The 26,989-nt window shown below is 37.1% G+C and carries 27 protein-coding genes, 1 tRNA gene and 1 riboswitch; of the genes, 7 read left to right on the forward strand and 21 right to left on the reverse strand.

Annotation, left to right across the window (positions count from 1 at the left end):
- Positions 1-2: 2 nt before the first annotated feature.
- The 8 genes from DS885_RS12390 to DS885_RS12425 form a co-directional block, all read right to left on the reverse strand.
- The gene (locus DS885_RS12390; RefSeq protein ID WP_220149696.1) at positions 3-1,823 is read right to left on the reverse strand and encodes an ATP-binding protein; all 1,821 of its coding nucleotides are present in this window, start codon (positions 1,821-1,823) and stop codon (positions 3-5) included.
- A gap of 9 nt (positions 1,824-1,832) precedes the next feature.
- Complete coding sequence (locus tag DS885_RS12395) at positions 1,833-2,528, reverse strand: energy-coupling factor ABC transporter ATP-binding protein (RefSeq protein ID WP_113819739.1); 696 nt, start codon at positions 2,526-2,528, stop codon at positions 1,833-1,835.
- On the reverse strand, positions 2,512-3,306 hold the full coding sequence (gene cbiQ / locus DS885_RS12400; RefSeq protein WP_113819740.1) for a cobalt ECF transporter T component CbiQ: 795 nt from the start codon (positions 3,304-3,306) through the stop codon (positions 2,512-2,514). Before cbiQ ends, DS885_RS12395 begins: the two co-directional genes overlap by 17 nt.
- Positions 3,306-3,893 carry a hypothetical protein gene (locus DS885_RS12405; protein ID WP_113819741.1) on the reverse strand — a complete coding sequence of 196 codons (588 nt, stop codon included), beginning with the start codon at positions 3,891-3,893 and terminating at the stop codon, positions 3,306-3,308. Before DS885_RS12405 ends, cbiQ begins: the two co-directional genes overlap by 1 nt.
- Positions 3,893-4,501, reverse strand: coding sequence for a cobalt transporter CbiM (gene cbiM / locus DS885_RS12410; RefSeq protein WP_113819742.1), 609 nt, complete (start codon positions 4,499-4,501; stop codon positions 3,893-3,895). The genes DS885_RS12405 and cbiM overlap by 1 nt, the downstream gene beginning before the upstream one ends.
- Before the next feature lie 63 nt (positions 4,502-4,564).
- On the reverse strand, positions 4,565-5,401 hold the full coding sequence (locus tag DS885_RS12415; RefSeq protein WP_220149697.1) for a DUF4198 domain-containing protein: 837 nt from the start codon (positions 5,399-5,401) through the stop codon (positions 4,565-4,567).
- A 129-nt stretch (positions 5,402-5,530) separates the two neighbouring features.
- Positions 5,531-5,671, reverse strand: a riboswitch (cobalamin riboswitch).
- A gap of 154 nt (positions 5,672-5,825) precedes the next feature.
- Positions 5,826-7,004 carry a hypothetical protein gene (locus DS885_RS12420; protein WP_113819743.1) on the reverse strand — a complete coding sequence of 393 codons (1,179 nt, stop codon included), beginning with the start codon at positions 7,002-7,004 and terminating at the stop codon, positions 5,826-5,828.
- Between the two features lie 309 nt (positions 7,005-7,313).
- On the reverse strand, positions 7,314-8,135 hold the full coding sequence (locus DS885_RS12425) for an AraC family transcriptional regulator (RefSeq protein WP_113819744.1): 822 nt from the start codon (positions 8,133-8,135) through the stop codon (positions 7,314-7,316).
- A 160-nt stretch (positions 8,136-8,295) separates the two neighbouring features.
- Here DS885_RS12425 and DS885_RS12430 point away from each other — a divergent pair, with 160 nt between their 5' ends.
- A complete protein-coding gene (locus DS885_RS12430) occupies positions 8,296-8,781 on the forward strand; it encodes a YHS domain-containing (seleno)protein (RefSeq protein WP_113819745.1) in 486 nt (161 codons plus the stop codon).
- Positions 8,782-9,120: 339 nt separating this feature from the next.
- Here the strand turns inward: DS885_RS12430 and DS885_RS12435 are convergent, their stop codons facing one another.
- From DS885_RS12435 to DS885_RS12455, 5 genes are all read right to left on the reverse strand, one after another.
- The gene (locus DS885_RS12435; RefSeq protein ID WP_113819746.1) at positions 9,121-9,591 is read right to left on the reverse strand and encodes a nuclear transport factor 2 family protein; all 471 of its coding nucleotides are present in this window, start codon (positions 9,589-9,591) and stop codon (positions 9,121-9,123) included.
- 220 nt (positions 9,592-9,811) lie between these two features.
- A complete protein-coding gene (locus tag DS885_RS12440; RefSeq protein ID WP_113819747.1) occupies positions 9,812-10,630 on the reverse strand; it encodes a MetQ/NlpA family lipoprotein in 819 nt (272 codons plus the stop codon).
- 48 nt (positions 10,631-10,678) lie between these two features.
- Positions 10,679-11,365 carry a methionine ABC transporter permease gene (locus DS885_RS12445; protein WP_113819748.1) on the reverse strand — a complete coding sequence of 229 codons (687 nt, stop codon included), beginning with the start codon at positions 11,363-11,365 and terminating at the stop codon, positions 10,679-10,681.
- On the reverse strand, positions 11,355-12,389 hold the full coding sequence (gene metN / locus DS885_RS12450; protein ID WP_113819749.1) for a methionine ABC transporter ATP-binding protein MetN: 1,035 nt from the start codon (positions 12,387-12,389) through the stop codon (positions 11,355-11,357). Before metN ends, DS885_RS12445 begins: the two co-directional genes overlap by 11 nt.
- Before the next feature lie 237 nt (positions 12,390-12,626).
- A complete protein-coding gene (locus tag DS885_RS12455) occupies positions 12,627-13,310 on the reverse strand; it encodes a PEP-CTERM sorting domain-containing protein (RefSeq protein WP_113819750.1) in 684 nt (227 codons plus the stop codon).
- A 652-nt stretch (positions 13,311-13,962) separates the two neighbouring features.
- Here DS885_RS12455 and DS885_RS12460 point away from each other — a divergent pair.
- The 4 genes from DS885_RS12460 to DS885_RS12475 all read left to right on the forward strand — a co-directional run bounded on the left by DS885_RS12460 (position 13,963) and on the right by DS885_RS12475 (position 17,075).
- Positions 13,963-15,153 (forward strand): putative bifunctional diguanylate cyclase/phosphodiesterase, encoded by a 1,191-nt coding sequence (locus tag DS885_RS12460; protein WP_181817763.1) that lies wholly within the window; start codon positions 13,963-13,965, stop codon positions 15,151-15,153.
- A gap of 29 nt (positions 15,154-15,182) precedes the next feature.
- The gene (locus DS885_RS12465) at positions 15,183-15,341 is read left to right on the forward strand and encodes an EAL domain-containing protein (RefSeq protein ID WP_258546907.1); all 159 of its coding nucleotides are present in this window, start codon (positions 15,183-15,185) and stop codon (positions 15,339-15,341) included.
- Positions 15,342-15,661: 320 nt separating this feature from the next.
- Complete coding sequence (locus tag DS885_RS12470; RefSeq protein ID WP_113819753.1) at positions 15,662-16,123, forward strand: Lrp/AsnC family transcriptional regulator; 462 nt, start codon at positions 15,662-15,664, stop codon at positions 16,121-16,123.
- 322 nt (positions 16,124-16,445) lie between these two features.
- A complete protein-coding gene (locus DS885_RS12475; protein ID WP_113819754.1) occupies positions 16,446-17,075 on the forward strand; it encodes a YitT family protein in 630 nt (209 codons plus the stop codon).
- Positions 17,076-17,120: 45 nt separating this feature from the next.
- Here the strand turns inward: DS885_RS12475 and DS885_RS12480 are convergent, their stop codons facing one another.
- The 3 genes from DS885_RS12480 to DS885_RS12490 all read right to left on the reverse strand — a co-directional run bounded on the left by DS885_RS12480 (position 17,121) and on the right by DS885_RS12490 (position 20,200).
- Positions 17,121-17,693, reverse strand: coding sequence for a TRAP transporter small permease (locus DS885_RS12480; protein WP_113819755.1), 573 nt, complete (start codon positions 17,691-17,693; stop codon positions 17,121-17,123).
- Positions 17,693-18,982 (reverse strand): TRAP transporter large permease, encoded by a 1,290-nt coding sequence (locus DS885_RS12485; protein WP_113819756.1) that lies wholly within the window; start codon positions 18,980-18,982, stop codon positions 17,693-17,695. Before DS885_RS12485 ends, DS885_RS12480 begins: the two co-directional genes overlap by 1 nt.
- A 234-nt stretch (positions 18,983-19,216) precedes the next feature.
- Positions 19,217-20,200, reverse strand: coding sequence for a TRAP transporter substrate-binding protein (locus DS885_RS12490; RefSeq protein ID WP_113819757.1), 984 nt, complete (start codon positions 20,198-20,200; stop codon positions 19,217-19,219).
- A gap of 895 nt (positions 20,201-21,095) precedes the next feature.
- On the opposite strand from DS885_RS12490, the gene DS885_RS12495 reads away from it, so the two are divergent.
- Positions 21,096-21,284: a hypothetical protein gene (locus DS885_RS12495; RefSeq protein ID WP_113819758.1), complete on the forward strand. Its 189-nt coding sequence runs from the start codon at positions 21,096-21,098 to the stop codon at positions 21,282-21,284.
- A gap of 97 nt (positions 21,285-21,381) precedes the next feature.
- Here DS885_RS12495 and DS885_RS12500 read toward each other — a convergent pair whose 3' ends face one another.
- From DS885_RS12500 to DS885_RS12510, 3 genes are all read right to left on the reverse strand, one after another.
- The gene (locus tag DS885_RS12500; RefSeq protein WP_113819771.1) at positions 21,382-22,317 is read right to left on the reverse strand and encodes an SDR family oxidoreductase; all 936 of its coding nucleotides are present in this window, start codon (positions 22,315-22,317) and stop codon (positions 21,382-21,384) included.
- Between the two features lie 337 nt (positions 22,318-22,654).
- The gene (locus DS885_RS12505) at positions 22,655-23,227 is read right to left on the reverse strand and encodes a PEP-CTERM sorting domain-containing protein (RefSeq protein WP_113819759.1); all 573 of its coding nucleotides are present in this window, start codon (positions 23,225-23,227) and stop codon (positions 22,655-22,657) included.
- A 548-nt stretch (positions 23,228-23,775) separates the two neighbouring features.
- Positions 23,776-23,860 (reverse strand) — tRNA-Leu (locus DS885_RS12510).
- Between the two features lie 176 nt (positions 23,861-24,036).
- Here DS885_RS12510 and DS885_RS12515 point away from each other — a divergent pair.
- Positions 24,037-24,579 (forward strand): RDD family protein, encoded by a 543-nt coding sequence (locus DS885_RS12515; protein ID WP_113819760.1) that lies wholly within the window; start codon positions 24,037-24,039, stop codon positions 24,577-24,579.
- Between the two features lie 72 nt (positions 24,580-24,651).
- On the opposite strand, the gene lptG is transcribed toward DS885_RS12515, so the two are convergent.
- Positions 24,652-25,716: an LPS export ABC transporter permease LptG gene (gene lptG / locus DS885_RS12520; protein WP_113819761.1), complete on the reverse strand. Its 1,065-nt coding sequence runs from the start codon at positions 25,714-25,716 to the stop codon at positions 24,652-24,654.
- Positions 25,717-26,817 (reverse strand): LPS export ABC transporter permease LptF, encoded by a 1,101-nt coding sequence (gene lptF / locus DS885_RS12525; RefSeq protein ID WP_113819762.1) that lies wholly within the window; start codon positions 26,815-26,817, stop codon positions 25,717-25,719.
- Between the last annotated feature and the right edge of the window lie 172 nt (positions 26,818-26,989).

The raw sequence follows: 26,989 nt of genomic DNA on the forward strand, positions 1-26,989 counted from the left end.
GTTTAAGATGAAAGCGCAAAGTATTGAGCATCTAATTGTGCAGCTAATGCAACACCTCGACCACGCTTTATGGTCGCTTTTTCAATATCCACTAATAGGGTCGGTATTTGTAATTTTAAGTCACCTATATCTGCACGACTGCGACCATCGGTAATTAAATAACAAAACAATGCAAGGTCTGGTGTTTGTATTTTAAGTTGTTTAATACTTTGTTTTGCTTTTTCTAATACCTGACGCAAAGGCGTACCACCGACTGCATTAATATCATCCAATAATGATTGTACTTCTTTAGGTGCTTTACCGGCTTTGATTAAGGTTTCAACTTGATTATTACCAAAGCCTAACAGACTAATTTTTTCGCGTTGTAGGTAAGCACTATCAACAATATTCATCACCACTGATTTTGCTAATGACGATAAACTATCGCCTAATGTTGAAGCCGAGGTATCCAATAAAATAAGGTGGTGCTTTGCTTGGCCTGTTTTGGCTTTTTTAAAGCTAAACTGTGCTGGCGGCCATTGCCCTAAGCTTTTTGATAAGGTATTAAACCAATCCGGTTTATGACTATCCTGCGATGACTTTCTTAAGCCCTTTGCAGTTTTACCCTGCGCATTTTGCTGTAATTCACCCTGCAATGCCTTGCCATCAATCACTTTTGTTAATGACGTATGTTGTAACTCAGGCAATTGAATCGATTGTGCTGCGGTTTTTTGTTGCTCACCGGATTGAGTTGGCATTGCCCCCCACTCGCCAGTAGACTCAGAGGATTCACCTTGTTCGCTATTCGATTGCTTTTGTTGCTCAGGCGGTTGTTCTGGGTGATGTTCAGAAGCCTGTGATTCAGAGTCATTAGATTGAGGCGGTTTTGGACGTGTGAAACCGCCGCCTCTATTGCCATTATCAGGCTTATTATTCTGCTGATCAGGTGATGTATTAGGCGGTGTGCCAGATGGTTGTGAGCGATGTGCTAACACTAAGGGTGTGACTTGCTCTATATCCTGAAGCGTTACCGCAGCTCTTCCACACCAAGCAGCATGGGTTAAACTCGCTCGATGCATCATAATATCTGCACGTAAGCCATCTACGTTAGCTTGCTGACAGCGTGTGGCAATTTCAATTAAACAGGTATCATCACAGGTCACTTTAGGCAGTAACTCCTGCGCATCGCTGATCTGTTGTTGTAATGAGATTTGTGGCGCTTGGTATTCATCACAAAAAGCCACTTTATCAAGCTCAAAGGCTTGCCGAGTTTTTATAATGTTAATGCGTTCTTCTATGCTGTATTGGTTATCTAACTCAACCATTAAGCCAAAACGATCTTTTAATTGCGGTCTTAATTCACCTTCGTCGGGGTTCATTGTGCCGATTAATGTAAAGCGAGCATCATGGCGATGACTCACTCCATCTCTTTCAACGATATTCACACCACTACTTGCTACATCTAAGATTTGATCCACAAGGTGATCAGGTAATAAGTTAACCTCATCCACATAAAGCACACCTGTATGTGCTTTATGTAATAAACCCGGTGAAAACTTAACTTGTTTGCCTTTTAACACATGGTCTAAATCCAGAGTACCAATCAACATCTCCTCACTGGCACCTAATGGCAAGGTAACAAACTCTGAGGCAGCATCTTCAGTAACAGGTAAAAGATCGGCAACAGCTCGGGCTAAGGTTGATTTAGCACAGCCTCTTGGACCAGAAATTAATACACCACCAATGAGTGGATTCACTGTGGCTAATAATAAGGCTAATTTAAATTGTTTTTGCCCTTGCACTGCACTAAAGGGAAAAATGATATCTTCAGTTACGTTATCCATCATGCTCCCCTAAGCGACTGCTATTGTTTGGTTTGTTGCTTCAGTATCAACTAATGAACCTTCTTTTAAGGTTAATTGTCGTGTTGCTAATTGCTCTGAAAATGATTTGTCATGAGAGATAATAATCATCGCCTGTGGTAATGCTTTCAATACTGATAACAAGCGTGCTTTGGCTTTTTCATCCAGTGCATTGGTTGGTTCATCTAAAATCAAAACTTGTGGCTCCATCACCAACACACTGGCTAAGGTGATCATACGCTTTTCCCCCCCCGATAGCTGATGAGTGATACGAGATTCAAAACCTTGCATACCAAGACTTGTTAATGTTCTTATCGATTTTTCAATGGCTTGCTGTTTGGTAAAACCTAAGTTTAATGGCCCAAACATCACATCTTCTAACACGGTAGGACAAAATAACTGATCATCGGGATCTTGAAATAATAACCCCGCTTTAACACGTAATCGATTAAACTCTTTTTCAGTTTCACACACTTCGCCAAATCCCGATATTTTGCCTTTTTTCGCTTTTTTCAAACCAACAATAAGATGTAATAAAGTGGTTTTACCTGCCCCATTATCACCATTAATCACTACTTTTTCGCCTTCGTATAAGGCAAAATTAACTGCGTTTAATACACTGCCACGCCTTGGGTAAGCATAATTAAGATCTTCTATCTTAATGAGAGGTTTATTTGAATAAGCCATCAATATTAAGCCCTATTAGCAGTATTAAAAAAGAGATAAACACGATAGCAAAAATCCAATCAATCGAACGGATTTTCATCTCATCGTTAAGGTAATAACGCCCGCAAAAACCACGACACTTCATGGCATCTGAGATACGCTCTGCACGTTCTACTGAACGAATTAATAACATACCAAAAAGGTAACCAATACTCTTCCAAGTATGTCTATTGGTACGTAAAACAAACGCGCGGGCCTGCATCGCTCTACGCATTTTTTTATATTCTTGGCTGATCACATCTAAATAACGCACCATGAATAACATTAAATGTACCAATTTATCAGGTACTTTAAGATGTGCAAGCGCATGCCCTAAGGTTGAGGCACTCATGGTCGCCACTAGTGAAAATAACACTAATAATACTGCATTCGCTTTCACCGTAATCAATAAAGCATGAAGTAAACCTTGCCAACTGGCGGTTAAACTAAACACAGTAAACATTGCATCACCGGGTGTGGTAAAAGGTAAAATACAGATTAATGTCAACATAAACAAATCCATCGCCACTACGCGGCGCAGAGTACGTTTAATATTTAACTTGCTAGCTTTCACCAACAGAAAAGCACAAAATAAACCTAACAAAGTGGGTGTAAAGGAATGACTCGATACCACCACTAATGCAAATAACGTAGAGCAAACAACCCGCACGCGAGCATCAATACCATCAATCCACGAGTTTTGATGTTTAAGAGCCTGTCCGGACCAAGAAGTTAAGCTATGCTCTAAACTTTGTGACATTAAAATTTAGCCTTTTGTTTACGCTCTCGTAAAAAAGCCACTAAGCCAAGTAATCCAAAAATATAACCAATGCCACCAATAATATCACGTAAGCCTGACTTCTCTTTTAGCTCCTGAATTTCACGCCTTAAGGGTTTGAGTTGTTTACCGATAGCTTTTTCTAGCATCAAAGTGTCTATGCTCTCTGCCCCTTTTGAAGAAGCTTCATTGCCAGTGTTTGTACGCTCCTCGTTGACAATACTAGTCACTAACTGGCCATTTGAACTTTCCGGCAATTCATCTGCAGGTAGGTCCATTTTTAAAATATGACCAGCCCCCATATTCACTTCAAAATGATGGGTAATATGTTGTTTAGCAGTGAAAGCAAAAGTGCCCTCTTCACCAATTAACACTTCACCTAGCGTATTTCCAGCATCATCAGTCACTTTCACAACTGTACCGGGGTTTGCCATTGCACCATTAGAAAAGCCTGCTTCACCTTCGATTTCAAAACCTTCTGCGTAGACGCCACCCATTACATTATGAGCAACAGCATGAGTAGAAATAGATAAACTGACAATAGCAACAAAAGAGATTAACCAATTCATTAATTTGAACCTTTACTTATAAATTCAGGTTTAACGGTATGAATAAGATACACAGCGGCATAAGAAACAAAACCCTCAATGACCATGATCGGAATATGCGCAGGTAATACCGCTTTTGCCGCTAAAACAAAAGACTCTCCGGATAGCGCTAAAGCAAATGCCACCATTAATGCAGTAATGAATATCGCCCCTGCACCACCAACGGCTCCCCAAATAGCAGCAATTTTAGGGCTATCATTACGCACACCTTTATAACAGAGATAATAAATAAGCACTGCAGGTAGCGCAATATTGAGCGTGTTTACACCTAGCACTAATAATCCACCAAAACCGAAAAAGATCACCTGTAATAATAGCGCGACTAATAAAGCAGGAAAGGCTACCCAGCCTAGAATAATGCCCAACAAACCATTCATAATTAAATGCACACTAGAGAATCCCAGTGGTAGATGAATATAAGAGGCAATAAAAAAAACAGAAGCTAACACACCCACTAATGGTAGATGATCATAATCCATTTTTTTAAGACCAATAAATACGCCTATTGCACTCAAAACAGCCCCACTGATCAACACCGGTGAAGATAGTGCACCATCCACTATATGCATAATTTACCTTTATATACTTACTTGAGAAGATACTAACTGAACCAGTCAGTATCGATTATTAGCCTATGGTAATTTAGTCGCTTCAACCCAAATGACGGCATCTTGTGATAATTCTTTACCGTTATATGTTTTTTCTTCACCCACACCTAGCGCCGCAAATCCCCACTGTCCAGCTTTAGGTAACACATAATTAAAGGTCCCATTTGCATCAGCATAGATAGTTTGTGTGATAAAAACGTCTGACGGAGTAGTCATTAATGGCGTTTTAGCAAAACGATTATTGTCCATTTCTGGCACATAATTAACAAACTCCACTTCAATCTCAGCAAAAGGTACAGCTTGACCGCGAGATTTAACCACACCAGTAAAAATGCCACCCTCGTAAATGGCATAAGGCTTGGTTAGTGGTACGATTTCCGCAGCTAAACCGAAGTCTTCATTCCAGTCCGTTGGTAAACCGCCAACATTCACAATCGTTTTAGTGATTTGCTGAATATAAGAACCTTCTTCAGCTTCAAAGTAAGGTGATGGTTGAGAGATGAAAACATAATCCCCTAATCCACGTAACTTCACATCAGCCTGATAAGCATGGCCAGTATCAACAGCACTTTCCCACTCAATCTCTGACACCTTATCAATTAAATCTGTTTTTTTACCTTTTTTAATCATATAAAAAGCTTGAGGCTTATCGACCTTCATCACATGGCCACTAGCAGCAGGATGAGTGAAAGGCATTTTAAGGCTGATATTTCCGCCCTTAGCACGTAGTAATTCTGGGGTATAAATCATTTGAAAGTGGGCACTAGCATAAAAAGGTAATATGCAACCAATGACTAGCAAAGCAGGAGCAATAAAACGTTTTAAGTTAATGCTCGGTGTTAATTTTGTAACGTTTAACAAAGGAAAATCTCCGTCTGAGTAAATAACAGGCGAAGTTGTGGAGGAGATGGTTATCTTGATGTCTGAGTGACGTTAATTAAGATAAACCAGCCGGTGAAGCCCTCCGCAACACCACGGTACTTGTTGTAAACAAGTATCATCCAAAGGTTTGGTATCCGGGCTTAACAAATTTAATCTGTTCTACCGTTGCGGGGGCAGCCTTGGTGTTTGACCAAGTTCCCAAACAGCTCACTCTTAGTTTATTCTAAGATGAAATGCATAGCTTTAAGACTATATCCTAAGGAGGCTGAACAATAACGTGTTACGGGGTAAACAGTCAATATAAAGCCGTTGTTTTAGGCGTTATAGCAATATTCAGATATAAAAAAAGTAACAGCGATAAATCGGCGTTACTTTTTATTAACTAGATTTGAATGAGTTTCTTTTATAAGAACGTTTCTTGTGCTTTATCTTCAGGCTCAAGCCCCATAAAGTACAAGTAACCTTTATCCACTTTTTCGTTCATCGAACTTTTGGGTTGTAACTTGATCACCGGCTTTTCAGATGAGTTACTTGGCGGTGTCGTAGAGACATTAGGGTAATCTGTTTTGACCGTTTGCTTTTGCGTTGCAGAGGAGTGTTGGGCTTTAGTTTTTATCGATTTATCCGAAAAAGTGTAGAAAAGCTCATCATTACCTTCAACCACTTCGATACTAGATTGACCGACTGAGTTATATGAAGCCAAAATACCATGGCGACCTAGGGCAACTTCCTGAGTAATCTCTTTACCACTACCGACTTTATTTCCATCGATATACCAATCCACATCTACATTACTTTTTAAAGTTAGTACGGCAGATTTAAGACCAAATTTTTCGTTTAAGATAGATTCGATTTTATTATTGTAAGCTGGTTTAAATGTCATTGCTGCACGGTAAGATAAATCACCGTCTAAATTCATGCTCGCATCTACAATTTTGTAAGATAGCAACACACTGCGCTCATTTAGGAAGTTATCAGATTTTTTAGCATCTTTAACAATGAAGTTTTCGTTTTCAGTTAAACACTGGTTAATAGACTGATAAGTAGTACAGCTTAGCGTCCCACTTAAAGAAACATCTTTAACACTTTTAGGGTTAGCTAACTCTTCCGTTAAACGTGCAACGACTCTTTGTTTTAAGGCAGCTAACTCACTGTTTCTTTTAATACGTGCATCTTTTAACTTTTTACCATCATCAATAATCGTTTGATGCTCAGCTTTTAAGGCTTTACCTTTTTCTTCATACTCTTTCTCTAAAGCATCAATTTTTAACACTAGCGCTTCTAGATCTTTAAAGTACTGCGCAACATTGTCTTTAGCGACAACTTTATCAGCTAAGGCATCAATGTTGTTTTGGTAGATATTTTTGTTGTTTTCAATCTCTAAACTTAACGCTCTATATTCAAATTCATTTTTGTTATAGCGGCCAAGTTTATTATTAGAAGATATTAATAAGCTATTAATATCGTATTGTTGATTTATATTTTCAATAGCAGAATCTTCAGAGGCTGTGATCAGCTCTAAAGCAGATAGATTCGTTGCAAATGACAACATCAAAGCAATTGTAAGCTTACAGTATCTCACTTTTTCTCCATTATAAATGAGCCGCCTAACCAGAAAATGAGCTAAGGGGAGTTATGTTAAGTTTATTGTCCATATCAACTTTACTATGCTTTATAAAAAGCTGTCAGTATTACAGGATTGTTATCTCGAGATAATACATGATATTAGGCTAAAACTATACTGAAAGTAGGTCAATATGCAAAGCAGAATGTTTAAAAAAGCACTATAAAACCACCTATTGCAGACTTTACTAGCTCTAATGAAGTAGTCAATCGAATCATCAACAAAGGCTAGAAAACAGGCGCTTATTAAATATTTAAAGAGACTTTTTTATTGAATGGACAACAGCCATTCTTTAGGTGAAAGCCCTAATTTTTTCCTAAAGATGCGCGCCAAGGCAGAGCCATTTTCATAACCTACGCTATTGGCTACTAACGCCACCGACTTATTCTCCTTTAATAATGTTTTAGCAACACTAATACGCCAATCGACTAGGTAGTCTCCTGGGCTTTGACCTACGACTCTTTTAAATAAATCAGCAAATTTAGATCTCGACATTAATGCAATATCGGCCATCTCTTGTAACCCCCATGAGTATTCAGGTTTTGCTTGAATAGCCACTAATACCTTAGCTAATTGCGGATGTGCAAGACCAGCCAATAAACCATGTTCCATTAACTTATTACTTAATACAAAGCGTAAAATATGAATAATAAAAATATCAGTTAAAGCACTGAGCATCGGCAACCGACCACACTTATCTTGAAAGGCTTCTTCGAATAACCACTGGGCTGTTTTATTGATATTGGGACAATCATTAAAGTTAAAATGCAATAAATGAGGTAAAGAGTTAGCAATGGGGTTAGATTGCGTTTGGTCATAAACGACTTTAGCACAAACCAATTGTGGTGGGTTCTCAACACTGCCGACAATACGATGAGCATGGGGTAGTGGAACAAATAACACAGTTGGTTGATTAAACAGCAAAGATTTTCCCTGTTCATCTATGATAGTCAATTCGCCACTACGCAGTAAATGTAAGTGCCCTTGACTGTCTTGCTTACCTAAGTGGCTGATACCGCATAGATTGCCAGTAAAAAACACTTCTGTATTCATTGAAAAACGCTGCAAAATACTAGAAAGCTGATCCATGCTTACTCCCTTGAATGATTTGGACGATTGGGTTCAATTTAAAGACTATCTCATCCCTTTTGTAAAATAAAAAGTCATATATTACTCATCAAGCCAAGGGTGAGTCCTGACTTCTATTAACAAACTACCAATAAACAACTCGTTAAAAGGGAAACAAACTATGTCACTTTCATCAATCATTAAATCAACACTCGTAAGTACTGCATTATTAGCCAGTAGCTTTAGCTTCGCGGCAAACATTGAAGTCAATGCCAACCAAAATGACCTCGCGATTAAAGGTTATGACACAGTTACATACTTCACAAAAGGGGAGCCAACAAAGGGTTCAGATAAATATACAGCAGCATATAATGGCGCAATTTACCATTTTGCTAGTGCTAAAAACCGTGATCTCTTTAAATCAGATCCAGCGAAATATGCACCACAATATGGTGGTTTTTGTGCTTATGGCGTTGCAGTGAATCAAAAGTTTGATGTAGAACCAACAGCTTGGTATATCGAAGACAATAAGCTGTATTTAAACCTAAATAAAAATGTACAAAAAGAATGGTTAAAAGATGTGCCAGGGAATATTGAAACGGCACAGGTAAACTGGACAGCTATTAAAGGGTTAACTGAAAAACAAATTGAAGCGTTAAACGATTAAGCGATGCAACTAAGAAAAATGGGGAATGGTTGAAAGTAGTTAGCATCCAATCATCCCCCTTTTATATTAAATAAGCTCTAACACTTAAATTTAGTGAAGAACTAACTCCTGAGAATAAAAATAACGTCTGCGCTCAATATATGGACTCAATCATTTACAAAGACAAGGTGATTATTTTTACCAACAACAGTATCCCTAATAGAGACCTGACGATGGCAAAATTAATTTCATAAAATAATGCACCGTCGATTATATTACGTAACATTGTCAGTTTCGGATCGGTATTCTTTGAATTAAAAATAAAAGGTCACATGTTCTCAATAATAAAATAGTGGCTTTCTATAACCCTAGTTCAGAGAGGCTAGGAAAATCTTTAGGGCGTTTATCACCATCCCACACTAATAAACGTGCATCCTCTTTAATGGGTAAATCATTAATGCAGGCGAAGCGTTTTTGCATTAAACCAAAACCATCAAACTCCCAGTTCTCATTGCCATGTGCTCTAAACCACTGGTTATCTTGTGTGCGATATTCACAGGCAAAGCGAACTGCAATACGATTACCACTAAATGACCATAACTCTTTGATCAATCTATAATCTAACTCTTTTTGCCATTTCTTGGTTAAATACGTAATGATCTCTTCTCTACCATGAATAACTTGAGATCGGGTGCGCCACACACTATTTTCACTATAAGCATGTGAAATAGCTTCAGGTTTTTTACTGTTCCAAGCATTTTCAGCAGCTCTTACTTTTAATAAAGCACTTGAGGTATTAAAAGGGGGTAAAGGTGGACGCGCTGTTTTCATCGTTTATCTCCAATAAATTACAAATAACTATCAAATTTGATATAACTACTTACCGCTTTTTTTGTATTATTTCACAATCAGAGTAGCACCAAGTTACCACTTTTTCTAAATTCTTAGCCTATTAATAGCGACCTAACCTATTTAAATTAGATATAAAAAAAGGTATGAAGCAAAGCTTCATACCTTTCTGGTCATTTTATCTGTGTATTAAAAGTTGGGATTACCAACCTTTAACAGCACCACCTTTGAAGATTTCTAAAGCGGCTTGGTACACTTCTTCAGATTGGTACGCTTTGACAAAGTTTTGTACATTTTCAGCATTCACATTATCTTCACGTGCAACAATTAAGTTAACGTATGGAGACTCTTTATCCTCAACGAATAAACCATCATGCTCAGGTGATAAATCAATTGAGCTTGCGTACGTTGTGTTAATGATAGCGAGTGCAACATCATCTAAAGAACGTGGTAATTGTGCTGCTTCTAATTCAACAATTTTTAGATTCTTTTCACTGCTAACAATATCTAATACAGTTGCTTTAAGGCCAACACCTTCTTTAAGCGTTAGTAAGCCTTGCTTCTCTAATAAAATTAAAGAACGACCTAAGTTAGTTGGATCGCTTGGTACTGCAATTTGGTCACCATCTTTTAATTCATCTAGTGATTTTATTTTGCTTGAGTAACCAGCAATTGGGTACACTAATGTATTCCCTGCGACTGCAAATTTGTAACCACGGTCAGCAATTTGCTGATCTAAGTAAGGTTTGTGCTGGAATGCGTTAGCATCAATTGAACCTTCATCTAGTGCAGCATTCGGTGTAATGTAATCAGAGAAAGTCACTAATGATACGTCTAGATTGTATTTCTCTTTTGCTACTTTCGCTGCAATCTCTGCAACTTGTGCTTCAGAACCAGCAATTACGCCAATTTTCACTTTACTGTTATCTACTGCAGGCGCTTCTTTTTCACCACAACCAGTTAGTGCAAATACAGACGCTAAACCTAATACTGCGATTACTTTTTTGATATTAACATTCATACAATTTCCTTTGAGATGTTGCTTTAATAAAAATTAAAAACGAAACAATTAACGGTGATCTACACGTTTAACTAGGTAATCACCTAGTGACTGAATCAGTTGTACTAAAATCACCAGAATAACGATGGTAATCATCATCACTGTGGCATCAAAACGTTGATAACCATAACGAATACCCACATCACCAAGACCACCACCACCAACGGTACCAGCCATTGCTGAGTAGCCAACTAAGGTCACAAGCGTAATCGTTGCCGCATTGATAATGCCCGGTAATGCCTCTGGTAATAATACTTTCTTAATAATTTGTAATGGCTTAGCACCCATTGCTTGTGCCGCTTCAACGAGTCCTGCAGGTACTTCTAATAACGCACCTTCAACCAGACGAGCGATAAATGGAATCGCACCAATGGTTAAAGGCACAATGGCAGCCGCAGTACCGATTGAGGACCCGACAATAAAACGAGTCACTGGAATCAAGGCCACCAGCAAAATAATAAATGGGATTGAACGGCCAATATTAACCACTACTCCCAATATTTTGTTCAAACTAGTACTTTCTAATAAACCATTCTTCTTACTTAGGTGTAATAACACACCTAATGGAATCCCCACGACAAAACCGATAAAACCAGAGGTAAACACCATGATCAGTGTTTCCCACAATGAACTCACTAATAGTTCAATTAAACGTGTGTTTTCAGCCCACCAAGTTACCACTGCATTAAATGACATAGCCAAGCACCTCTAGTTCAATTTTTTGTTGTTTTAAATATTCGATGGCTTTTTCTGCACATGCATCAGGGCCGATAAATTCAGCTAACATTAAACCAAATTTAACGCCGCCTACATAATCCATATTTGAACTTAAAATACTGATATCAATATTAAATTCACGAGCTACATGGCTAATAACTGGTGCATCAACAGACGCGCCAGTGAACTCTAAACGAATTAACGGATAGCTGTTTTCAACACGTGTACTGTGTAGGCGCTCTTGGTAATCTGCTGGGATTGATAGATCTAACGTAGATCGGATAAAATCACGTGCTAGTTCTGTTTTAGGGTGAGCAAAGATATCGCCCACTAAACCATTTTCAACTAATTTACCGCCACCAATAATAGCCACTTCCTGACAAATACCTTTTACTACCGCCATTTCGTGGGTAATTAACAATATAGTCAGGTTTAACTCTTTATTGATTTTACGTAGTAATTCTAGAATTGAGATAGTCGTTGCAGGATCTAATGCACTGGTTGCTTCATCACATAACAATACTTTAGGATCTGACGCTAATGCACGCGCAATAGCCACACGTTGTTTTTGACCACCACTTAAGTTTGCAGGGTAAACATCACGTTTTTCAGCTAAACCAACTAACGCTAATAGATCTTCTACTTTCGTCTTAATTTCGCTTTTACTAACACCAGCAAGCTCTAAAGGTAAGGCGACATTATTAAATACTGTACGTGATGATAAAAGATTAAAGTGTTGGAAGATCATCCCTATTTTACGACGAGTATTCGTTAACTCTTGGTCCGATAACTTAGTTAAATCAACACCATCCAGCAAGACTTCACCGGTAGTTGGGCGTTCTAATAAGTTAACACAACGTATTAATGTACTTTTACCTGCGCCAGATGAACCGATCACACCAAAAATACTACCTTGCTCTATAGTCAGGTTAATATCGGAAAGCGCGTTAATCGCCTTATTTCCCTGATAAAACACCTTGTTTACATCTTTTATTTCTATCATCAGATTTCCTGAAATTTAAATACTGGTTACCTATTAGCCATCAAAGAAAATCGGTGAGCTAAGTTGTAATAATGGGTGCATACTAAGACATCTAGACGTCTAAATCAATTAATTAAAATAAACAAATTTGATTTACATTAATTGTTTGGATATTAAAGATTAAGTTGGATGATTTTTATTAGGCAAAAAAAAACATCACCCTAAGGTGATGCTTTAAAAAATAAGGTTAAAAAAGCGTTATTTTTTTAAACGACTAACACCAAATCCTAATAGACCTAATGCAAAAATAGCAGCTGTCGCTGGTGCTGGTACATCAACAATTGATAAGTTAACATCCGCTATTTCTTGACTGACGCCTGAGTTTGTACCACCGCCCGTCCAGCTAATTTGAATTTCGTCACCGCTAATGGTTGTCGCAGCATCAAATGAGAAGCTGTTGTAAATCCACTCACCCGCCCCTAACACAGGCTCTAAAATTCCACTTAATGAGATATCTTGTGTCACGTTATACACTTCTACTGTTGCACCTGAAGCATCACCACGTTCACCAGCAAAGAAAGTTAATAATAACTCCTGCCCTGCATCAATCAGTGAATCCAATGTAAATGTCACACTTAATGTTTCGCTACCTAAATCATCATTTACTTCAATCGCCCCCGGGATCTTAATTTCCGCGGTACTGCTATCATTATCGTGATCGTACGTTTTACTCATACTACGACGATTTGCGCCATTAGCGTAATAAACCTCGAAGCCCTTACCACTTGTATCTGCCCAAGATGCGTCTGTTGAGTTAACTAAAGAAGAGCTGCCTCCACTAAAATCTTCAGAAAAGATAAGGCTAGCATTAGCAGCATTAAATAAGCTACTTGCAGACAATAAAACAGCAGCAGCACTCAATGTTGATAGGATAGTTTTCATAAATAATTCCCTTTATTCGTCAATCCTGATAACAAATCAAGATTTCCCTTTAAATTGTTTGTTTATTACTCATATTATAGACTAGTTCAATAACATAACAAACTTATATAACAACTAACATTACGATTTAAGATTAAAAATAAACATGCAAAACATTGATAATATGAAGATAATAAAAATAACGCCCTATAAATACTCATTTATAGCTACAAAAACAAATAACAAACATTATCGCTAATATAATATTGGAATAATCAGGTAGCTAAAACCCTTCTATTAATTTAAAAACAACGCGTTAAAGTTACTGCTCATTAAAATAAAAATCCTTTTCAACAAAAAATAATCGTTAAATAGGAGTTAAAGGTAATTTAGATAACCAAGCAACTATAAATAGACATTAAAACGCTTTCACACCGCTGCTTTTTGAAAAAAGAAAGTAGTACAGGCATATTATCTGCACATTGTTAAAGCGAATGCGGCCTTTGCTAGTATGCTAAAAGTTAGCGAGCTGGATATTAATAGTAACCAGCTTAATATCACCAACTATTTTCAACATAATAATCAACCATTAAACCACACTCAAATGCTCACCTCGAAATGGCGGAGTGAGGTAAGCTTTGGAGTAAACTATATACATCAAGGTATTGCTTCTTTGACAGAAGTAAAATCAGAAAAGGATAAAAGCAGCACTTACATACTTTCTCTTATCAACATTGATGAGCAAAAAGCTACCCAACAACAACTTAATCATCTTGCGATTCATGATCAATTAACAGAACTCCCCAACCGCCGTGTACTCGATCAACGCTTAGCTATAAATGACATACAAACAGCCTCTTTATTAGTGATTGATTTAGATCACTTTAAAGATGTAAACGATAGTTACGGGCATATGGCAGGCGATACTCTTCTTAAAGAAGTTGCAAACAGGCTATTAAAAATAAAAACAACGATTTTAAACCCTAACTACCTTATTTGCCGTACCGGAGGTGATGAATTTGCCTTATTAATCGATACAACTGATAAACAAAAAATCGAAGAGGTTATTAAACAAATTCAAGTAAGTTTGTTCTCTGTCATTAATCTTGAAAATAATGTGCAAGTATTCATATCTGCCACTATTGGTGTAAGTAGCCAAGTAGCAGAAGTACGTCAAGATTTATTACAAGAAGCCGATGCAGCCCTTTATCAAGCAAAACGCAATGGCCGAGGATCCTTTGGGTTCTATGAAGAACATTTAACTCAAGAAAGTCAAAGAAAATTAATCATCAGTACCAAGCTTAAAAAAGCGATTAACGAGCATTCATTGCAAGTATTTTATCAGCCTCAATTTAAAGCTAAAAGTAAGAAAATACATGGTGTTGAAGCATTAGTTCGTTGGAATGAATTAGGGTGGGTATCTCCAGCGGAATTTATCCCGGTAGCTGAAGAAACTGGATTAATAGCAAGTTTAGGTGCTTTAGTATTAGAACAATCTTGTATAGATGGGCGTAAATGGATAGACATGGGATACCAAGCAATTACTATTTCAGTCAATATTTCTGTATATCAACTCAGGTTTGGCCAATTTATTTCAACTTTAGATAAAGTGCTTAAACAGACTCAATATCCCGCACAACATTTAGAACTAGAATTAACTGAATCAACCTATATTGAACGAGCTCAAGAAGTGACGCCTAAGTTAAAAAGGATTAAACAGCGAGGGATTAAATTAGCTATTGACGATTTTGGTACAGGGTATTCATCACTTTCCTATTTAGCAAATATGCCATGGGACACTTTAAACATAGACCGAAGCTTTATTACAAATAAAAGCCCAATGATAAAGTCCAATGCCAACTAACATCAACTATTATTCAACTCGCACAGGCAATGCAATTTAGTATTGTTGCAGAAGGCGTAGAAACGCAAGAGCAATTAAATTATTTAGCAGAAAAAGGCTGTGACTATATTCAAGGATTTTATTTTTCTCCAGCTATTCAAGCGGCCGATATTCCTGGTTATTTAATACAAAAAGCTAGGGAAATTTAGTCTTCATCAGTTGGTAGAAATATTATACCAATTACATTAAATAAGTGAGCTAAATTTTGCGCAGGAAAAATGGCTGAGTTCAAGGCGTCATTCGAACCTCTCGACGATTAACTTCGTTAACAGTCTGACGAAAAATTAACTAAAAAAGGTTAATGCTTAAATAGTGGTTCTATTTGCGAAAATCAAAACGAAGCAGTAAGTTATTTGAACAAGTAAAATAGATCAGTTACTTAGTGTGATTGGTATTAGTTATGAATTAGAAAGCCAGTTGATACTTTCTTTGTTAGACTCTCTGCTCTCAACTAATAAGAGGTGCTGGAATGTTCAATATTGATGAATACGATGTAAAAATATTAACTTTGTTACAGGAAAATGGACGTCTCACTAACCAAGAGCTCAGTGATTTAGTTGGTTTATCTCCATCACAGTGTTCACGTCGCCGCATTAGTTTAGAGCAACAACAATTGATTTTAGGCTATCACGCTCGCCTCTCACCGAAAGCATTAAAGCAAGAGATGCAGGCCATGGTAGAAGTAAAGCTAATTAATCATGAGAATGAAAATGCACAAGACTTTCATCAATTTGTTGTTAATGAGCCGAGCATAATAGATGCCTATAAAACCACAGGTGATGCAGATTATTCGCTTAAAGTGGTGGTTTCCGATTTAGACAGTTTGAATGCGTTACTTTCTCGCATTTTTCAAACTAAACTTATTTCACATATCAAAACGTCCATCGTACTTGAGCGAATCAAAGAGAGTGGTATTAAAACGGTAGGTTAGTGCCAACTGATTAATCAGTCCAACCTCAAAATCTTAATTATAAAAGAGTAACCAGAGGAATATGACCTGTAGAATAGCCTTCAACTTGGTGTGCTCAAAAGAGTGCACTATTCTCACCTTTAGCCTTTAAAAACTTTCTTCTCCTATCACCAAAACACACTTGTCATAGTCATTAAAGCCGATACAAAAACCGTGCACCAAAACAGACACAAACGCACCAAAAAACGCACAACAAAAACAAAACAAAACAACTTATTGCACAATTTAATCACCATGGTATAAATCACGCACAACTAACGCAAACAAATTAGGACTGTAAAGCATGTCAGATACTAGGCTAGTAGATAACATACAGGAAGTAACAACAAAGCATCGCTGGTTTGAAGATGCAATGGCAATTTTAATCGGAACTAGTTTGGTCTCCTTCGGAGTTTTATTCTTAAAACATGCTGGATTATTGACGGGTGGAACGGCAGGTTTATCTTTATTACTTCATTACAAACTTGATATTAACTTTGGTGTGATCTTCTTTTTTATTAACCTACCTTTTTATTATTTAGCACTACAACGTATGGGTAGGATGTTTACTCTAAAAACCTTTATTGCAGTGTTACTGGTTTCTATATTTAGCTCTTTGCATGATCTATTTATTAGTATTGAAACGCTTAATCCTGTTTATGCCGCTATATTCGGCGGCTTTATTTTTGGTGTGGGTTTCATTGTCTTATTTCGCCATAAAGCGAGTTTGGGTGGTTTCAATATTCTTGCATTATATTTACAAGAAAGGTTTTCAATTAAAGCGGGATGGTTATTAATGGGGGCTGACCTCACGATCATGTTAATCTCTTTATCCATTGTGTCCGTATATCAATTAGTTTTATCTATTTTCTGTGGCATTGTACTCAACTTAATCATTGCCCTTAATCATCGTAAAGATAGATATACCGTATAATTAAGCTTATTAGGAGTATGCAAAAAGCATACTCCAAGCCTTTTATCATGCCACGACTTGCTCTCCCTTTAGTAAGTTTTTAGCCGCAATAATGACATCTACTACTGAATAGATCAGCATGATCATTGACGAAACCGGCACACAGGAATAAAGGATCCACTGCTTAATTTGAAAAACAGTGGTCACTTGATTGGTTCTTAAGGTTAACTTAAGCGAGTACCAAAATAAGATAGCCATAAAAGTTGCAGAAATAAGCAAAATTACTAATTTATATAAATGCTGTAAGCGTACATTACTAATACGTGGCGTTATCCAATCCCCTACTGAAAAGTGCAGCTTTGCACACCATAATCCAGCAGCGCCATAAAATACCAGTGCAGCAAAACTCAGCTCAATAATCTCATCAAACCAATAAAAAGAGTTAATGGTGATAATACTCTGAATAAAGTTTGCAGTACCCTCCCAACCATGGGCCAGTAAAAACTGAATGAGATCGTTAATTAAACGTAGTGAAATATTCGCAATTAATAAAAGAGCAAGAATTGAGAACATGGTAATGGCGATATAACGAAGTATTCTTTGCACCCAGATATCAATATTTTTCAATAAACAGACCATCACATTTCTCCCATAATAAGATTAGGTAAGAACAATGAAATACTCGGCACAAAGGCGATCAACACTGTAATTAGAAATATCATTAATAAATATGGCCATACCCTCTTCGCTAAGGCAGGCATACCTACTTTTGCAAAACTATCAACGGCAAACAAGCACATACCAACAGGCGGTGTTAAGTTACCAATCATAATTAATAACACCATCACCACCCCAAAGTTAATCAAGTCAATATCGAACATAGTGGCAATCGGCATAAACAGCGGTAGAGTAATTAAAAAGATAGCATTACCCTCTAAAAACAAGCCCATAGTCAGTACTATGCCTATCACAATCCACATCACTATCGACTGTGTTGCCCCAAACCCTACTAAGGTTTCAATCACACTATCTGGAATTTTTTGATGGATGATTAACCACCCAAAGAAGTTAGCTGAAGCAATAATAAATAACAGGCTGACTGATTGAGTAATGGATTTGTAAATAATGCCTGGTAAAGCCTTTAACTTTAAATCTCGGTAATAAAAACCTAACAACGCGGCATAAACGCACACAACAACAGATGCTTCCGTTGGAGTAAAGAAACCACTCATAATGCCACCGACAATAATCACCGGTGCCATTAATGGCCAAAAAGCACCATTAAAAGAGGATAAGCGATCTCTAAATGTGGCTTTATTATCAGCACAGGGGTAATTTTTACGTTTTGCTAAAATACTTAAAGCAATCATCATCCCTAATGCCATCAATACGCCTGGTATAAACCCCGCCAAGAATAAACGTGCCACGGAGACACTAGTAATTGAGCCGTATAAAACAAAGGGAATGCTAGGCGGAATAACTGGCCCAATTACCGAGGAAGCGGCAACCAATGTTGCAGAATCCGCTGGTTCATAACCTTGATCCACCATGGCTTTATGTTCTATTTGACCTAAACCAGCTGCATCGGCTACCGCAGACCCAGACATACCGGAGAAAATAACACTGGCAACAATATTAACTTGACCAATACCACCAGAGATATGGCCAACCATAGTTTGCGCAAAGCGGAAAATACGATCGGTAATGCCTCCCGTATTCATTAAATTACCAGCTAAAATAAAAAATGGGATAGCTAATAAAGTAAACCCAGTTGTACCGTAATACATGCGGTGAGGTAACATCGCTAATAGTCGCGCATCACCTAAACCAACAAAAAATATGACCGATGTTAAACCGATGGCAACGACCACTGGTACATTAATCAACAACAGAAAAATTAACAGTCCGAATATAGCTAAGGTCAACATAGGGGGTTACCTGCTTGGATTTATAACGCATTTAAAACAACTTTAATGCAGCCAATATTGAGTGAATAAGATTGGCAATCATGAAGCGAGTCACTTTTGTTATCGATCTATCATGAGAGATTGATTTCAATCTATAAACCGGTTATTAATGCATTAGTTAAATTGAAATATTTCGCCTTTACTCAGTTAACAAGATAAGGCGAAATAGATAGTTATTAACATTTTTTATGTTAACTATTTAAGAGACTCAGTCATCTCAATCCATTTATCGAAATTAGCTGTACCTACTTTCTTTTTAATTTGTTCATAGGCAGGCCCCATCATCGCTTGGAAAGGGGCAAGATCAGGTTCATCAATGACAATGCCTTTAGCACGCATATCTTGGATCTGTTTTAACTCCTCCTCTCTCATTAACTTACGCATTAATAAGCGAGCTGAATCTGACTCTTCGCGAACAATCTTACGTTGCTGATCATTTAATCTATCCCAAGCATCTTTAGAAACAATATGCACCATTGAGCTGTACAAGTAGTTAAGAATCGAAATATATTTTTGCGACTCATAGAGTTTAAGACTGTAAATCACACCAATTGGGTTCTCCTGGCCATCAACCACGCCTTGACGCATTGCCATCACTAATTCACTGAATGAGATAGTTTGTACGTTTGCCCCTATCGCTTGCATCGCTGCTTGATAGGTCATTGCAGGAGGAGTTCGAATCTTTAACCCTTTAACATCTGCAGGAGATAAAATAGGACGCTTAGAGTTAGTCAATTGACGGAAGCCCCAATCCCAACTAGATAAATAAACCAAACCAATTTTATCTAATTCTGGTGCGGCCCATTCTTTAAAAGGACCATCTAAAACACGATCAGCATGTTCCGCATCGGTCAAGGAAAAAGGAATACTCACGGTATCAAATAATGACACATGTTTAGCTAATTGATCTTGCCCCGAAAGGCTCATATCAACCACACCCATGATGACTTGTTCGAGTACTTCAGGTGGGCTTCCTAATGCATTATTAGGGTAAATTTCAACTTCAACTTCACCATTGGTTCTTGCTTCAACCTGCTTAGCAAATTGCATAGCAGCAATATGAGAAGGATGGTTTTCAGCCCCAAAATGGCCGAGTTTAAACTCAACGGCCGCATACGCTGAAGATGCCCACGCTAAGCATAATGCTGAAGCCAAACTCTTTTTAAAATTAAAACGCATAATTAACTCCTAATATAATCAGTTATCTTCCTTTATCTGAATGTTTATATCGTTAAAACACCCTCTATACCGCCCTACTTTGTTAACCAAAAGTAGCACTTCGTATTTATCGAATAACGCTCAAGCAGTAAAAACTGACTACAAGCGATAAGCATCTATGAACGCCAATACCTTTAAAAACAAGTAATTAGAATTCACATAAAAATAATAGACAGACTTCCATGTACAAATAACTTATGAAACCGATAAAACTAAAATTAATAAATGATCACTTAGGTAATAACAAAAAAGTGATGTAAACCCACTCAATAAAACGACTAAATACGAATAAAATGAACAAAAATGTATATACTGAATTAACCTTTAAAAGTTACTTGAACAATCTCTAATGACACCTTGTATTACAATAATATAACAATAAAAAAGCATCAAAAACTCAAGGTCCCATCTCATTTTATGTTTGTTTTTTATACAGATAAGTGAGGGAGCGCTCAGTAAAGTACTAAAGTAGACATAATGGAAGATTAACCTCATCCAAATACTCACATTAAAAGTGGACATACAGTTGAAAAATTGCCATTAATGGCATTGAAACAAGAGGTGTTAAAAAGATACTTTCTGCAGTGGTAACTGCATGAGCTATTAGTCAATAATTCCGACTATTTTTATTGCCATTTAAAAAAGCTAAAACGCTTTATTATACTTGTCACCAATAACACTTAAGAATATGGTTTACATACTTTAATTAAATTATAAGGTAGTACGTTATCTCTTACTCTTCCGTTTCTTATTCATGTAGTCACTGTGATTTTACAGGCTATGGAAGTTGGGCTTCCTATCAATATATTGGTCACCCAGACAAACAACCTGTAACTAAAAGTGCATGGTGCGATCAATGCGACACTATTGTAGAAGCCGCTTTTCCCTACATGAGCTGCCACCTGAACCAATGGGAATAATACATTCCTGCGGTGGTGAGATAGAAGAAAGTCTCCAGGCTAGATTTAACCTCAATTCTAATTACAGAGCACGAGTCATTGAGTTTGATGAACAAGGTTTAGTGATCAATAAACCAGCAGAATAAATGCACATTTATCAGGAGAGAGGTAGTTACACTCCCCTGCTGATTTATCTCGATGAGGTGTATTTAAGCAATGCGCTATTAACACTCTGTTAACAAACTAAAGTGACCAACTAAAAGCAGTTTTTTTCTCTGATAAAGCCCATAATTTAGTTAATACAGGTTTATCTAAAACAAATGCCTTTAGCTCACACTCGCCAACTGGCCCGCCAAAGTTCATAAAGCCTGTTGGACCATAATAAGCTCGCTGTTTTAAGTCTTCCTGTGTCGCACACATCACCTCAGGTAAAGCACCTTTTTCAGCGGTTTGCGCAACACCAAGTTTGACCATAATTCCCCAGGATAACCTGGTTGCAAAGTTAGCCTTTTCATTAATCAATGAAGTATTAGAAGCACCTGGATGACAAACATAGACTTTGACATTGTTATTGGTCGCCTTAACCTTATCTTGTAATTCATAAGCAAACATCATTTGAGCTAATTTACTTTGACTATAAACTTTGTTTGGATGATAACTCTTATCCCAGTTCATATCATCAAATTGGATGGTTCTTAGCCCCATTTTATGACCTTCACTAGCAACAATAACGATTCGACCATAACTTGCATTAATACGGTCAAATAACAGACCAGATAATAGGAAGTGACCATAATGGTTTACTCCGAGCTGACTTTCAAAACCATCCACAGTCAACTCTTGTTTAGCTACCTGCGCAATAGCACCATTACATATAAGTGCGTCTATTTGAGGCACTTTTTCTAAAATTTCAGCTGCAGCTTGGCGAACCGAATTAAGATCAGCCAAATCCAAGTTGATATAACTTACATTAACATCATGACCAAACTCTCTCTTTATCTCGAAGATAGCCGCTTCCGACTTCGTGCTATTCCGATTCAACATCACCACCTTGGCTCCCTTAGCAATAAGTATTCGGGTAGCCTGAAACCCAGCGCCTGAATTAGCGCCTGTGATAAGATAGGTTTTACCGGAAATATCTTTGATCTGTTGTGGAGTCCAGCCTTGTTTCTTTGTCATAGTCATTATCTAAACCCTGTATCTTTCATTAAGAATTAGTTTTTTATTAAATAAACTATAACCTTCATAAAGGCGGCTAAATAGGCGAAATAATATCTAAAACATGCCTATTTGTATCAATTAACGAAATAGCCATTTTTATAATGATTTCTTTATAAGTTAAAGCATGAATATAGGATTCGCTTTTAAGCGGTTTGAAGAGATATCTGAGAAGAACCAAAGGAGTAATTTACTTTATTGACTGAAAGTTAAATAATCGGTTTAAAATTGAAAGTAGTAGATACAAAAACGGCCCTATTAAATAGAGCCGTTTATTAACATTTAATACGCTATTAAGTTATGCGTTCGTTTTGCGTCGGTAAGCAAAAGCGATAAGCCCAAAACCTAATACAAATAACATGCTTGGTTCTGGAACAGAAGCTGTACCACTCCAAATTACACCTGTAGCATCATTATTGCTATTAACCACAGCAAAAGTAAGTTTATCATCAGATGTAATTAACAGTGATGAGAATGAGCTATCAAAAATGTCATAAACACCTTTCCATGCTTTTTCAATACCACTAGTTTCAGAATCAAAGATAACCGTATCACCGATAGAAACAATTAGATCATCATCATAAGAAACAAATAATGATGTTAAGTTGTAATCAACACTATCAACTAAATCCACTTCGTAATAATAAAAACTACTGTCATCTACTTCCCATGCATCGGTAGGTTGTACCCATGTTGCACCATCTAACGCAGTGCCTGTTGGATCAATCCAATTACCATCATCATCAGTAAGAGTTGTTGTAGGACTAGTACTACTAGATACGTCATCGACACCTGAGTAAAAAGCAATTGCAGAAACGTAGGTACTAGAGAGTAAAAGTGCTGCTGTTAGCGCTGATTTTAATAAGTTCATAATATTTCCTTAAAGTTATGAATAACCATATGTATCAATAAAGCACTAACTATGCCAAAAACACAAAACACTGTTTTTAATGGTTTTATTTTACATTTCAACTTTAAAAAAGATATAACTGTTAAAAAAACCGACAATTAAATAACAATATATTGATAAAATAACAACATTAGTTCTTAACCGTTCATCTAATACCAATTGCATTAAATAAGTGATCTAAATTTTACGCAGGAAAAATGACTTAGTTCAAGGCATCATTTAAACCTCTCGACGATTAACTTAGTTAATAGTCTGACGGAGAATTAACTAAAAAATGTTAATTCTATTGGCGAAGATTACAACTAAGGAGTCAGTTATTTTAACAAGTAAAATAGATCAGTTACTTAGTATGATTGGCATAAACTCTACCTAGTGAAATACCTTAGATTTAGATAACGAATACAGCGGAAAACTCATTCATTGAAAGTGTACTCATTGAGATAAAATAGAAATGACTATCACCTAGAAATAATAAAGCCCCAACAAATGTTGAGGCTTTATTATATATATGGTGCCCGAGGACGGACTTGAACCGTCACTCCTCTCGGAAACGGATTTTGAATCCGTCGCGTCTACCAATTTCACCACTCGGGCATTAAGTGCTGAGAATTATACCTATGGAAGCGGTACAAACAAGTGTTTTTAACTGTAAAGCGTGTAAGCGCTTAAAAACCATGCAATATCTCACTACTGAGCTTACTGCCAATAAATAAAATGCCAAATTATTAGCCATTTGCTACACTGTTTTTTCACCTATTTGAGGGATTATCATGGTAAAACAGAATAACAAAAATAATGCTGCACTTGCGTTAATGGAGCAGTATCAACAATGTCCTCGTGCCTCTTTTTGGAGACGGTTAAGTGCCTACGTAGTTGATCTATTTACAATAGGATTGGTTATTACGGTGGCGACTATGCTTGCTTTATTAGTGGTCACTGTTGCAGCTAAACTGGGCACCATTGACTTAAGTTTATATGTGGATAGCACTGACTATTTAGGCCATAGCCTAGCCTTTTTAATTTATTTATCGGTCATTATTATTGGCTTTTTCACTTACTTTTGGAGCCACTCAGGACAAACCTTAGGTATGAAAGTGGCACAATTAAGAGTTCAAAATAGCGATGGGAGTAACATTAGCTTTACCCAAGCAGCGATTCGTTTAGCGACTTCAGCCTTTGGTTTGGGCAGTTTTATGGCACTATTAAAGGATCGTAATGCTTTTCAAGATTTGTGGGCAGAGTGTGAAGTGGTGGTACTTCCAAAAGCATTAAATAAATGGATATTTAAAGAAAATAACAAAGAAGAAAAGTAGTTGTTATCACCAAGAAATTACTCAGTTAAAGCAGCGCATTAACTGAGTAATATGACCTAAATTTAGCTTGTATTAGGTTTGTTTTCTTAGCTGGTACATGGCAATCATTAACACTAAAATACTAGGTAATAAAGCGCCTAAAATCGGCGGTAAACCAAAGACTAAACTAGCTGGTCCAAATAATTCTCCGGACACGTGGAATGTAAAGCCACTGGCAATACCAAAAATAAGACGTGTCCCCATAGGTACAGATCTTAACCCACCAAATATAAATGATACCGATAACAGCATCATTACCACCACAGTGAAAGGCAATACCGCTTTACGCCACAATATTAACCAATAGCTACTTGCGTCTTGCTCATTACTTTCTAAATAAGTGATGTAATCGTAGATATCACGCATCGACATCTTATCTGGCTCGCTGATAATCACTTCTAGTTTTTTCGGGGTTAATTCAGTTTCCCACACATAATCAGGGAAGTTTTCAACTTGTGTTTCCCCATCATAGAAACTGGTTTGACTTACCTCTTGTAATAACCAAGAGCCATCTTGATAAGTGGCTTGATTGGCAACCATTGCACGACTCAAAGTCAAATCCTCAGCAAAAAAGTACAACTGAACATTATACAATTCCGCTTTACTATTCATGCGCCCAATACTGACAAATGAGTTAGCATCTTTTGCCCAAACACCATACTTATTATCAACTCTCTCTGTCCCTTTACGAAGCTGGTCTCGCATGAAATAAGCTTCTTTATCCGTTTGAGGTGCAACAAACTCACCTAACAGCATCACAGCAATAACCATAGGTATCGCCGTTTTTAATACTGACGTAGCGATTCTAAATTTAGACATTCCCGCAGCTTGCATAACCACTAACTCACTACTACTCGCTAGTGATCCCAGACCAATTAAAGCGCCGATCAAGGCTGCCATTGGAAAGAATAAAGCAATCTCAACGGGCATTTTCAACAGTACAAAATAGGCTGCAGAGAATACTGTATAAGCACCAGTCCCTACACTTTTCATCTGCTCAACAAATTTAATAATGCTACTTAAACCAATCAGAACAAATAAGCTTAAAAAGGTCGCTGCAAAAATTGTTCGACCAATGTATCTATCTAAAATACCCATCTACTTTTCCACCTTAGGCGTCAGTTTTTTTCTTCGGCTAAAATTCAACTTACCGATTGTTTGTAAATGTAAAACAATACCGACAACAAGAAACAATATTTGTCCTGCCCATATACCAAAGTAAGGGATAGCACCGTCTTCAATCAAACTCTTAGATGCACTTAACAATAAGAAAAAGCTTAAATATAAGGCTAATGCAGGAAGTAGCTTTGCATAACGGCCTTGACGAGGGTTAACCCGCGCTAAGGGTACAGCCATGAAAGTGATCAATAAAATAGAAACAGGAATAGCAATACGCCATTGCAACTCAGCTTGATATTTAGGGTTATCAACACCAATCAATTTAGAGGTTGGCAAAGCTTCTACGTCACGCGTTTTATTTTCTACTGTTGAGTTAGCAATATGTACTTGGTAAGTTGAAAACTTTGAATTCTCAAATTCATTTTGTCCCACAATACCAGCATAACGTTGCCCATTTTCTAAAGTTAACCAAGTCCCGTCTTTTTTCTCAGCGACATTACCGCTTTTTGCGGTGATCACAGAAGGAGAAATTCCGCCCTCTTTTGGCCAATGTGCTGCAAATACGTTTTGTAAATTTTGCCCTTCCACATATTTCTCTACGTAAACTACACCACCGTTACCAGAGGCTTTATGAAAGCGTCCTTCAATTAGGGTTGCCGTGCCGGCATTTGCTTCAGCCTGTTCAATAATAGACATCATTTTATCTTCTGCTTTTGGCGCAAGATATAAAGTATTAAAGCAAGCGAAGGTAAAGGTTAACAAAGATAAGGTTAAAGTGGCCTTCAACACTTTATTGGGGCTATAACCACATGAGGTTAAGGCAACCATTTCACTCTCGCTGTGTAATCGACCATGTGCAAAAAGAATTGCTAAATAAAAACTAATAGGCAACATTAAGATGCCTAAGGTCGGCAAATTTAGAAACAGAATAGTTAATACTAAGTCAGCAGGTATCACGCCATTAATAGCTTGAGCAAGAATAGTGATGAATTTTTGGCTAACAAAGATGAGGATCAAAACAAAGAGAATGCCAACTTGGCTTTTAAATGTTTCTAACATTAAATAACGAAGAATTATCAAGCTGATCTCCAATGTAAAATAAGAATGCTACAAAAGCGGTAAAATAGTGGATTAAGAGAGCAATTGCGGTAAAATTGCTATTTTAGTAAGTTTATATTACGTTTCAAGATCCACAAGAGCTAATGATAACTGCATTTTTATAAAAATAGCACAGTTAATCTTAATATAATCG

Source organism: Psychromonas sp. B3M02, from assembly GCF_003318165.1.
Classification (GTDB): domain Bacteria; phylum Pseudomonadota; class Gammaproteobacteria; order Enterobacterales; family Psychromonadaceae; genus Psychromonas.